The 9,389-nt window shown below is 72.6% G+C and carries 8 protein-coding genes; 4 read left to right on the forward strand and 4 right to left on the reverse strand.

Translation table 11 applies throughout. From position 1 onward, the window contains the following. The 3 genes from ACSNOG_RS30175 to ACSNOG_RS30185 all read left to right on the forward strand — a co-directional run. Window positions 1-1,302: condensation domain-containing protein (locus ACSNOG_RS30175; protein ID WP_436755882.1), on the forward strand; the 1,302-nt coding region annotated here is incomplete at its 5' end. A gap of 14 nt (window positions 1,303-1,316) precedes the next feature. Beyond that, entirely contained in the window at window positions 1,317-2,366 is a 1,050-nt protein-coding gene (locus ACSNOG_RS30180) for a polysaccharide deacetylase family protein (protein WP_436755883.1), read from the forward strand. A 76-nt stretch (window positions 2,367-2,442) separates the two neighbouring features. Beyond that, on the forward strand, window positions 2,443-3,708 hold the full coding sequence (locus ACSNOG_RS30185; RefSeq protein WP_436755884.1) for an MFS transporter: 1,266 nt from the start codon (window positions 2,443-2,445) through the stop codon (window positions 3,706-3,708). 550 nt (window positions 3,709-4,258) lie between these two features. On the opposite strand, the gene ACSNOG_RS30190 is transcribed toward ACSNOG_RS30185, so the two are convergent. The 3 genes from ACSNOG_RS30190 to ACSNOG_RS30200 all read right to left on the reverse strand — a co-directional run bounded on the left by ACSNOG_RS30190 (window position 4,259) and on the right by ACSNOG_RS30200 (window position 7,221). After that, window positions 4,259-4,648, reverse strand: coding sequence for a hypothetical protein (locus ACSNOG_RS30190; protein ID WP_436755885.1), 390 nt, complete (start codon window positions 4,646-4,648; stop codon window positions 4,259-4,261). A gap of 115 nt (window positions 4,649-4,763) precedes the next feature. Then, entirely contained in the window at window positions 4,764-5,882 is a 1,119-nt protein-coding gene (locus ACSNOG_RS30195) for a PP2C family protein-serine/threonine phosphatase (protein ID WP_436755888.1), read from the reverse strand. A gap of 367 nt (window positions 5,883-6,249) precedes the next feature. Further along, window positions 6,250-7,221 carry a LysR family transcriptional regulator gene (locus ACSNOG_RS30200; RefSeq protein WP_436755886.1) on the reverse strand — a complete coding sequence of 324 codons (972 nt, stop codon included), beginning with the start codon at window positions 7,219-7,221 and terminating at the stop codon, window positions 6,250-6,252. A gap of 138 nt (window positions 7,222-7,359) precedes the next feature. On the opposite strand from ACSNOG_RS30200, the gene ACSNOG_RS30205 reads away from it, so the two are divergent. Next, window positions 7,360-8,685, forward strand: a complete 1,326-nt coding sequence (locus ACSNOG_RS30205; protein WP_436755889.1) for an MFS transporter — start codon at window positions 7,360-7,362, stop codon at window positions 8,683-8,685. Here the strand turns inward: ACSNOG_RS30205 and ACSNOG_RS30210 are convergent. Beyond that, the gene (locus tag ACSNOG_RS30210; protein ID WP_436755887.1) at window positions 8,678-9,214 is read right to left on the reverse strand and encodes a MarR family winged helix-turn-helix transcriptional regulator; all 537 of its coding nucleotides are present in this window, start codon (window positions 9,212-9,214) and stop codon (window positions 8,678-8,680) included. The genes ACSNOG_RS30205 and ACSNOG_RS30210 overlap by 8 nt on opposite strands. Window positions 9,215-9,389: the final 175 nt, after the last annotated feature.

Raw genomic sequence — 9,389 nt, forward strand, 5'->3', positions numbered from 1 at the left:
CCCCCCCCTCCCCGGTACAACCTGCGGCTCGACCTCCCCCTCAGTCCGCCCCGCCCCGCCCCCCGCGTCCTCGCGGACCTGACGGAGCTGCTCCGGATGCACGACAGCCTGCGCACCAGGCTCCTTCCGGTGCGTGAGGGCGAGGACGGCGAGGGCGGCGAGGGCGGCGAGGAAGGTCTGGAGCAGGTCGTCGACGGGGCCGGCGAGCTTCCGGTGGCGGTCCGCACGTGCCCCGTGGAACAGGCCCCCGCGGTCGGCGAGGCCCTGATGGAGGAGCTGGCGGGCCGCGCCTTCGACCACGCGCGGGAGTGGCCGTTCCGCGTCGGCCTCGTGGAGTGCGAGGGCATGGTCCACCGGCTGGTGCTGGCGGCGTCGCACACCGCGATGGACCTGTGGGGCGAGGGCCGGATGCTCCGCGACCTGCAGCTGATCGAATCGGGGGAGTCCGCGGAGTCGCTGCTCCTGGCACGCCCCGCCCTCCAGCCCCTGGAGGCCGCGGCGCTCCAGGCGTCGCCGCTCGGCCGCCGCAAGGACGAGGCGGCCCGGCGCTACTGGTGCGAGCGCCTGACAGCCGGTCCCCGGCGGATCTTCCGGGGCCCCGCGGCGCCGGAACGCGCGCTGGCGGACCCGGACCGGCTGTTCCCCAACGCGCTGCTGCGCTCGCCGGCACTGGCCGTGGCCGTCGAGCAGGTGGCGGAGAAGCTGGGGGTCAGCGATGCCGCGGTGCTGCTGGGGGCGGCCTCCCACCAGCTGGCCAGGATGTCCGGGAGCAGCGACGTGCTGTTCCAGGTCGTGGTGAGCAACCGCTTCCGGCCGGCCGCCGCCGAGTCGGTCTCCACGATGGCGCAGGAGGCCGTGTTCCTCCTTACGGACGCGGACAAGGACTTCGAGGACGCGGTGCGACGGACGCGGTCCGTGGCGTTCACCGCGTTCCGCCACGCCGGGTACGACAAGTGGGCGCTGGACCGGGAGGTGGCCCGGCTGGTCGAGCGGGGCGAGGCGGCCGACCACTCGTGCTGGTGGAACGACACCCGCGATCCGGGCAGCGGGCCCTTCGACACCGCCCCGCGACCGCGAGCCGCCCTGAGCGAGCTGACCGGCCGGACCGAACTGAGCTGGCCGACCGAGTTCCTGCCCCGTAAGAACGTGTCGGTGGCGGTGGACGTGCTGACCGCGCCGGGCGCCCTGGAGCTGTGCATGACCGCTGACCCGGCAGCCCTCACCCGCGAGGGGATGGAGCGCTTCCTGCGCGGGGTCGAGGAATCGGTGATCGCCGAGGCGATCGCCCGGGGGGACGGGTGAGCATACGGATGGGCATGCGGTACCGGTATGCGGGAATCGCCTGGACGGGCGCGGGGTACGAGGTCGAGGTCCTCGACGGCGCGGGGCGCCGGGCGGCGGAGCCGAGCAGCTGGGGCGCCGCCCACGTCGCCGAACTCATCGCCTGGCTGAAGGACCTCGGCAAGGACGAGCCGCTGGCCGCGGTCTTCGAGAGCACCAACGGCCTGCTCGACGGGCCGATGACGGCGGCCGGCCTGGAGGTCTACCGCGCAGACCCCTGGCTGCTGCCGCCCCGGCCGCGGTTCGGCTCCGTCCCGGCCCTCCAACTGGCGGAACAGGCCCGCAGCGCGCCCGGCGCGCTGGCCCGGGTGACCGCCGAAGGGGGCAGTCTGAGCGGCCGCGCGGACGAGTACTTCGAGGGCGTGCGGCGCAGCGAGCCGATGCAGGCGGCGCTGACGGCGGCCAGGCGCTGCTTCGAGCACGGCCGCCGGGACACGCCACGGGCCGCGCTCACCTTCGACGACGGCCCCGACCCGGTCCGCACCCGCCGGATCCTGGAGATCCTGGACCGCTACGGCGTCCGGGCGACGTTCTTCTGCGTCGGTCACCACGTCGCGGCGCTGCCCGACGAGGTGCGCCGGATCGCCGCGGCCGGCCACGAACTGGGCAACCACTCCTGGTCGCACCCCTTCCTGCCCGACCTGACACCGGACCAGCTGCGCGAGCAGATCGACCGGACGGCGGAGGCGGTGGCCGGGGTCACCGGCGAGGCCCCGACGCGGTTCCGGCCGCCGTACGGGGCGCTCAGCCCGGACGTGCTGGCCGCCCTGGAGGGGCACCCGTCCACCCTGACGATGTGGGACGTGGACTCCCGCGACTGGGCCCGGCCGGGGCCCGAGCGGATCGCCTCGACCGTCCTGGAGGCCGCCGGGCCGGGCTCGGTGGTGCTGATGCACGAGGGCGCCGGCGATCGCGGGCAGACCGTGCAGGCCCTTCCCCCGATCATCGAGGGCCTGCTCGAACGCGGCCTGGAGCTGGTCACCGTGGGAGAGCTGGAAGCGCCTTCCGCGGCCACTCGACCCTGACGTTCACGAACACGCACATCTACGGCTGGAGCATGGAACCCTCATGAAAGATCGCTCGGCAGACTCCACTGCGGCGGTGACGTCCTCGCAGACCCGGGACCGGCCCGCCGCCGACGACGACGACGGTGCGCGGCCGGCCGGGGAACCGGCGATCTGGTCCCGTAACTTCCGGTACTACTTCACCGCCCGCAGCGCGGGCCTGCTCGGCTGGGCCATGCTGCCGGTCGCGGTCTCGGCCGGGCTGCTCAGCGCCGGGCACGACCTGAGCACCGCCGGGTACGCGATGGCCTTCCTGGTGGGCCCGTTCGCCGGGCTGGTGCTGTTCGGCGGGGTGCTCGCCGACCGTTTCACCGCCCGCCGGATGATGATCGCCGCCGACCTCGCCAACCTCACCGCCCACGTCCTGCTCGCCCTCCTCTTCCTCCACGGCATCGACCACCTCTGGCACCTGTACGCGCTGCTGGTCGTGGCCGGAACCGCCAACGCGATGTTCCAGCCGGGCGCCTCCTCGACCGTCCCGCTCGTGGCTCGCGACGTGCAGGGCGCCAACGGGGTGCTGCGCATCTCCGAGGCGCTCACCGCGCTGGGCGGCCCCGCGCTGGCCGGTCTGCTGGTCGGAACCGCCTCCACCGGCTGGGTGATGGTGATCTCCGCCGTCGCCTACGGAACCAGCGCCGTCTGCCTGTTCGCGCTCCGGCTCGGGGCTGTGCCCGCCCCGCCGGCCGGTGAGAGCCTGCTGCGCAACCTGGTGGCCGGCTGGCACGAGTTCCGTGCCCGCAACTGGCTCTGGGGCGTCATCGCGATCTGGATGTTCTTCGCCGTGCTCTCCTGGGGACCCCAGCTGTCGATCGCCGCCGGCGTGATCGTGCCCGAGCACGGTGCCACCGCCTTCGGCCTGCTCAACTGCGCATTCGGCGCCGGCACCGTGGCCGGCGGCCTGCTGGCCATGCGCTACAAGCCCGATCGGCCCCTCGCCGCCGGAGCGGTCGCGATGCTCGCCTACCCCCTCTACCCGCTCGGCATCGTCCTCGACTGGCCGGTCTGGCTGCTCGCCGTCGCGCAGGTCCTGGTCGGCGTCGGCATCAGCTTCTGGGGCGTCATGTGGGCCACCAGCGTGCAGACCCAGGTGCCGGGCGAAGTGCTCAACCGCGTCCACGCCTACGAGGTCGCGGGCTCCGTCGGCATGTTCCCCGTCGGCAGCGCACTGGCCGGCCCGGCCGCCGGAGCGTTCGGCACCGACCGCGTGCTCGAGGTGGGCATCCTCGTAGCCCTCCTCACCGCAGCCGCCCTGCTGACCGCCCGCCCGATCCGCACCTTGGCCCGGGTACCGGAACGCGGCTGAGCCCGGCGCGCCTGTGCCCGCCGCACCGGGGGCGGTGCGGCGGGCACGAGCCGTTCACGGGGGCGCGCGGGGGCGGCGGTTCTCCTGCTGCCGGCGACGATGGTGCCTACGGCCTTGGATGCGTAGACGGTGGCCCCGCCCCTGTCCCCCTGGGCCGTCGGCGGCCGGAGCCGAGGCCGCGGCGTCCATGGGCCGGGCTGCGTTTGCCGCCGTCGAGGCGGCCGAGGCGGTCGCGGTGGTCGGCAGCTGTGTCGCGATGCCCGTGACGGCCAGGACGCCGGCCGCTGCGAGCAGTGCGGATCCCCGAAGACGGCGACCCGCTCGGCGACCGGGCGACCGGGCGCGGGCGGTGTCCGATGCCGCGGCGGCGCTGCCGACGACCCGAAGATTCCGGTCACTTCGGATCTCCTGATACGTCGTCCGACGGCACCTGGGGTGCCGCTTGAACGCTGCGATCCTGGAACACAGCGTTCAACAGACGGCCGACGTGGGGGGAGAAGGCGAGGTCAAGTGGCGTGAGGGGGCCGGCGGAGTTCACGCCACGACCGGGTCACTTGGCGCGCGTCTTGCGACCCTTCGGCGGCTCGCATTCCTTCGCCGCTGCTATGAACGGTTCCAGTGCCTCATGCAGTTTGTTCAGCGAGTCGGGCCCGAGCTCGATCTGGTAATACTGGACCGAGGGGACCAGCCTGGTTTCGAATTCGCTGCTTGCGTCCTCGTCGTCCTTCGCGGCCCCGGCCCGCACTTCCATGCCCGGCACCGCGAACGTGTGCAGGTGCACGTCCTCGGTCACGGTCGAATCGAGGTCGTCGTAGGCTTCGACCTTCACCCATGTCTCCTGGGTGATCGACTGGTCTCCCACCGTCAGCGTCCTGCCTCCCTTCCGCACGCCTGGCTCGCCCTTTCGTGATTCGTCTACCTCGATAAACCTGGTGCCCATCAGCGCCCCTTCTCAAGAAAGATCAAAGACTAACTGCTGCCGGGGAGTTGTCTTCAACGCAGGCGGCCGGTCGGCTCGCAGGGCGGGGTTCGGGGAGAGGCTCGGCTCTGTGGGCTCAGCGCCGTTGCGGCCGCCACTCGAAGAGGAGGATGGTCGCATCGTCCCGCAGATCGTTGCGCTGGTGGTCGAGGATCGCGTGGATGAGCAGTCGCAGCACTTCGGCCGGACGCTGGCCGGAGGCGGTGGAGCGGATGATGAAGTCGGTGAACCGGTCGAGTCCGAATTCCATCCCCCCTTCGCTGCGTGCTTCCGTGACACCGTCGGTGTAGAGCAGGACCCGGTCGCCGGGTTCGAGTGCCGTTTCGTGTACGTCCCGGTTGCTCGGTGCGAGCTGGAAGGGGAGTCCCATCGGGGGCTGCGACTCGGTGGCCATGGCTTGGTCGATGACCCGCTCGTCACGGATCAGCAGCGGTGGCGGATGGCCGCAGTTGATCCACCGCAGGGCCCCCTGCGCCACGTCGAGTTCGCACAGAACGCCGGTGCAGAACTGGTCCGGAAGCCACTGGGCGAGTGCCTGGTCGACGGTGCCGACCAGGTCGGGCAGGTCGGCACCGCTGCGGCGGGCGTTGCGTGCGCCTGCCAGGGCGACCGAGGTGGTCAGCCCCGAAGCGAGGTTGTGACCCATGGAGTCGAAAATCGCGGTGTGCAGCATGTTCTTGACCACCGAGTGGTCGAACGCGTCGCCGCCGAGTTCGTAGGCAGGTTCCAGCACCGCGGTCGATACGCACTCGCTGTTGCCGATGGTGCGCGGTGGCAGGAAGGCTCGCATCATTTCGGCGTGCAGTTGCATGGGCGCCCTGCGCGTCCGGGCGACCAGCCAGTCGCTGTAGGCCCGCTTGGAGGTGATCGCCATGGCGAGCAGGTCGGCCAGGATGCGGCTGCGGCGCAGTCGTGGACCGTCGAGCGTCGTGGACCGTACGGCCAGCACTCCCAGCCGTTCGGCGCCGTCGACGAGCGGCACCCACACGATCACGCCGTTGTCCTCGTCGGCCACCCGTAGCGACACCGTGCGGTACGCCCAGCCGGCCGACGATCCGTCCACGGGAAGCGGCGGGCAGGCCTCGTCGAGCGGGACGAGGAGCCGTTGCTGCAGGTCGACGAGGTAGATCTGCGCCGTGTCCATGCCCAGCGCGGTGGCGCAGCGGTTCACCAGTGCGGAAAGCTCCACCGGCATGGCCGTGTGCGCCGCCGAGAGCAGCTCTGCCAGCCGGGTGTCGTCGACTCCGGTTTCAAGCCCGCCACCGACTCCGACTCCGGCTCCTCCGGGTCCGGCTCCGGCTGCGGCTTCGGGTCCGGCTTCGAGTCCGGCGCCGGGCTCGACGGGCCCGGCCGAGGGCGCGTGTGAGCGGTCGGGCACCAGGATCACCTCACTCAAGGGGGCGCCCTCGGCTGGACCATCGGCCGCCGCACGACGGTCGCCGGGCGGTGCGCTTCGGCGCTCCCACCAGCTTGCGCCTCTCCGGCGCCTCCCGCATGGCGGCCGCGTCACGGCCAGGTCGCCCGGGGTGTGGTGTGCCGGCCGCCGCCGCGCGGGAGGGCCGTCACCGGGTCTTCCGGTGCGCAGTGACCGTGTCCCCACGGCACGGAACCACCCAGCCCGGCACCCAGGTCCCGGCGGCGTCGTGGCCGGCTGCCGTGGCGGCGAGGTGGGCGCGGAGGGTGGCGAGCGCGGGGTGGGGGTTGTCGCGGTGCCAGAGGAGGGAGTGCGGGTAGACCGGTGTCGGGTCGGTCACCGGGATGAGGCGCAGGCCGTGGCCGGCGGGCCAGACGAGGCGGGTCCGATCGCCCATGAAGGTGGCCAGTGCCGGGGTGTCGGCGACGGTGTCGAGGAGGGCGTCGGAGCCGAAGTTCGGGCCGGTCGCCTCGATGGTGAGGCCGAACTCGGCGACGAGGTCGTCGTAGTAGGCGGCCCACTCGGTACCGGGGACGATGCCGGGCATCCAGATCCGGTGCCCGGCCAGCTGAGCGAGCGGCACCGACCGTGCGCCCGCCAGTGCGTGGGCGGGGCCGGTGAGGAGCTGGAGCTGCTCGTCGAGCACCCGGACGGACTCGATGTCCTCGGGAAGGGGCCGGCCGGGCGCGGCGACGGCGCGGAAGGACGCGTCGATCGCGCCGGAGCGGAGGGCGGCGACGGCCGTTTCGACGTCGAACAGCATCAGCACGTCGAGGTCGATCCCGGGGTGCGCACGGTGGAAGCCGCGCATCAGGCCCGAGGCCGCGCCGCGCGAGTTGATCACGTCGACGCGCAGCGGGCGGTGGCCGGTGCGCACGGACGCGACCGCGCGTTCGGCGGCGCGCAGCAGCTCCCGTGCGTGGGGCAGGAACGCCTGCCCGTCGATGGTGAGCTCGGCGCCGCGCGGGGTACGGGTGAACAGCCGCACGCCGAGGTTGCGCTCGAGCACGGCGATGCGCTTGGAGACCGCCTGCTGGGTGACCGCCAGCTCGGCGGCGGCTTCCTGGAAGCGCCCCGCATCGGCGGCGGCGACGAAGGTCCGGACGGCGTCGAGGTCCATGCCGAACACCCTACGGGCACAACCATTGGTTGTGACTGGATGGCCCTGTGGTTGTTTGCTTCCTGGTGGGAGGCTCGCTTTGATGCTTCTGATCGCGGATCGGTTGTGCAGTCGGAGGCTAGGGGTGGCGGCGTGGGCATGAGGGGTGGCCGCCGGCCGGGGCGGCGGTTCGAGTGGCTCTGGGGCGCGTACGCCACCAGCGCTCTCGGCACCTGGCTCGCCTTCGGCGCGTTCCCGCTGATCGCCGTGCACGTGCTGCACGCCGGACCGGCCGAGGTCGCCGCACTCTCCTCCGTAGGGGCTCTGGCGGGCGCGCTCGTCGCGGTACCCCTCGGCCCGTGGGTGGAGTTCCGCCGCAAGCGGCCGGTGCTGATCGCGACGGACCTGGTGCGGTGCGCGGCGCTGCTGACCATCCCCGCCGCGTACGCGCTCGGTGTGCTCACCTTCCTCCAGCTCCTGCTGGTCTCGGCCGTCGTCGCGGCGGCCGACATCACCTTCCGCGCCGCCTCCGGCGCGTACCTCAAGACGCTGCTGCCGCCCGAGGACCTGCTCCTTGCCAACGCCCGATTCGAGTCCACGACCTGGACGACCACGATCATCGGACCCCCGCTGGGCGGCACGCTGACCGGACTCCTCGGCCCGGTGGCAACCGTGTCGGCCGACGCGGTCAGCTACCTCCTCTCGGCCCTGGGCATCCGCGCGGCGGGCGGGCACGAGCCGCAGCCCGAGCGCCGGGAGAGCGCGCGGATGCGGGCCGGGGACCTGCTCGACGGCTGGCGGTACATCCTCGCCGACGCGGTGCTGCGCCGGCTGTTCTTCAACACCGCCTTGTTCAACGGCCTGGTGATGGCCACCCAGCCGCTCCTGGCCGTCCTGATGCTCGGCCGGCTCGGGTTCGCGCCGTGGCAGTACGGCCTCGCCTTCGCCGCGCCCTCGATCGGCGGCCTGCTCGGCTCGCAGCTGGCCCGGCCGCTCGTCACCCGGTTCGGGCAGCACCAGGTCCTGAGGGCGGCCGGGACGCTGCGCGCGCTCTGGCCCGTCGGCCTGGCCTTTCTGGAGCCGGGCACCGGGGGACTGCTGCTGGTGATCGGCGTCGAGCTCGGGCTCATCTGCTGCTGCGGCGTCTTCAACCCCGTCTACGCCGCCCACCGCCTCGAGCGCACCGCGACCGACCGGGTCACCCGCACGCTGTCCGCCTGGGCGGTCACCACCAAGGCCTCGACCGCGCTCCTGACCGCTGCCTGGGGGGTGCTGGGCGCCCTGCTCGGCCCACGCACGGCCATCGGCCTGGCCGGCGCACTCCTGCTGGCAACGCCACTACTCCTCCCTCGCCGCGCGGCAGCGCTCCCCACCGAACCGTCGGATCCGGAGCCGGAGCCGGCACGGCGGGCAGGGGGCGACCGCCGGGACCGGCATGGGACCGTCGTGGTCGAGCTCAAGAACGGCGGCGGCGGCGCTACTTGATCGTGGTGTCCCCGAACGACACCAGGAGCCGGCGCATCAGGCCGGCGAGTTGCTCGCACTCCGCGCGGTCGAACGGCTCCAGCATGCGGGCCTCGTGGGCGAGGTGGTCGGCCATGAACGCGTGGGAGAGTTCGCGGCCCCGCTCGGTGAGCCGGATCCTCACCGAGCGCCGGTCCGCGGTGTCCCGCACCCGCTCGACCAGGCCCTTGGCCTCCATGCGGTCGATGCGGTTGGTGATGGCGCCCGACGTCACCATGGCGGCCTTGCGGAACGCGCCGGCCGTCAGCTCGTAGGGCGGGCCCGAGCGGTGCAGCGTGGAGAGGACGTCGAACTCGCCCAGCTCCAGGCCGTGCTCGGCCGCGAACGCACGGAACCGCTTGTCCAGTGCCGCGCCCAGCCGCTGGAGCCGGCCGAAGACCTGCACCGGCCACAGGTCGTCCGCCAGGTCCGGACGCTCCATGCACCACTGTCCGACGATCTCGTCGACCGCGTCCCGCTCGCTGTTCCCGCCTGCTGCGTCGCCGCTCATCGCTCTCCTTCGGCCGTCCGACGTTGCCCCGCGATGATATCTCAACATTGAGAGAGTTGACGTTGAACGATCAGGGGTGCTTTTATCTCAACGTTGAAATTATCAACCTTGAGCCAAAGGAGCTCCCATGTCCGTCCAGCCGGCCACGGCCCCCGCCCCCGCCACCGCACCGCCC

The organism is Streptomyces sp. URMC 124 (assembly GCF_051386455.1).
Lineage (GTDB): Bacteria > Actinomycetota > Actinomycetes > Streptomycetales > Streptomycetaceae > Streptomyces.